Source organism: Streptomyces sp. NPDC002130, assembly GCF_040296465.1.
Lineage (GTDB): Bacteria > Actinomycetota > Actinomycetes > Streptomycetales > Streptomycetaceae > Streptomyces.
The window spans coordinates 1-1,235 of record NZ_JBEOXI010001003.1; the positions used below are offsets into that span (position 1 = coordinate 1).

The 1,235-nt window shown below is 63.7% G+C and carries 2 protein-coding genes; both read left to right on the forward strand.

All coding sequences use genetic code 11. The features are described 5' to 3' along the window. Positions 1–740 (forward strand): WS/DGAT domain-containing protein (locus ABT116_RS47835; protein ID WP_351647754.1); only part of this gene is annotated, 740 nt, incomplete at its 5' end. A 20-nt stretch (positions 741–760) separates the two neighbouring features. Further along, a partial coding sequence (locus tag ABT116_RS47840; RefSeq protein WP_351647756.1) for a mismatch-specific DNA-glycosylase occupies positions 761–1,235 on the forward strand: 475 nt, incomplete at its 3' end.

Below are 1,235 nucleotides of genomic sequence, written 5' to 3' on the forward strand. Positions count from 1 at the left end.
CCCTTACAAACCGTCTGATCAGCCCTGACGCGGCGAAAGGGGGAATTGCGGAATCCCGAAAAGCGTATGAGCGGTTGCGGCCCGGACCTCACCGATTGGTGCGCATGGTCGTGCGGGACAGCGCAGATTTCCGTGGCGACGGCGTATCCGTCACGGTCGGAGCGATGACAGCTATCTCGCTGGCGATGGCGAACTACCTCACCGAGCGAGACGGCTCGGTACCGCCGGAACTGGGAGCTGAGGTGACCATCGCCAAGGCGGGTACACCCACGGCGCGCAACCACTTCCGCAATGCAGGTGTCGGACTGTTCCCGGACGTCGAAGACCTTCGTGAGCGAGCCCAACGGATCAAGGAGTCGATGGACGAGCGTCGCGCACGAGCGTCCCATCCGTCCAGTGCAGCGTCGGATCTCGCGCTGAACGCGGTTCCCGGCCCGCTGGTCCGTTGGGGCGTGCAGCAATACGATTTCACGGCGGTGCCCGACGAGGTCACCGGCAACACCGTGGTGTCGAGTGTCGCGCGCGGTGACGCGGATCTGATGCTCGGAGGCGGCGTCGTTCGGTTCACCGCCGGCTTCCCGAGTTTGTCACCGGTCATGTCGTTGACCCACGGCGTCCACGGGATCGGGGACACGGTGACGATCAGCATCACCAGCAGTCCGGCCTCGATTCCGGACATCGACGTGTACGAGCAGATGATGCACGACGCGATCGACGAGGTGCGCGAGGCGCTGTCGTGACGGCCTGATGTACTGGGAGCATGGGATTCACGCGCGCCGAGCTGGAGTCTTTCCGAGACGCCGAGATCGAGGATCTGATCGGGCCGAATTGTCGGCTGTTGTTCGTCGGTATCAATCCGGGACTGTGGACTGCCGCGACGGGCGCGCATTTCGCGAGGCCGGGTAATCGGTTCTATCCGGCACTGCTGCGGGCAGGCATCATCGAGCGTGCGATCGACCCCTCCGCGGGTATGTCGGACGCTGACACACAACATCTGATCGATCGGGGAGTGGGCATCACCAACTTGGCGGTGCGGGCAACTGCGCGCGCAGATGAATTGTCGTCGGAGGAGCTCGCAACTGGCGGAGTCCGGGTCCGAAACATCGTGCGCGCAACCAAACCAGTAGTCGTTGCCTTCGCCGGGATCACCGCCTATCGAACAGCTTTCGGTGACAAGAAGGCGAAGGCCGGGCGCCAAGACCGCGATTTCGAGGGGGCAAAACTGTGGATCGTGC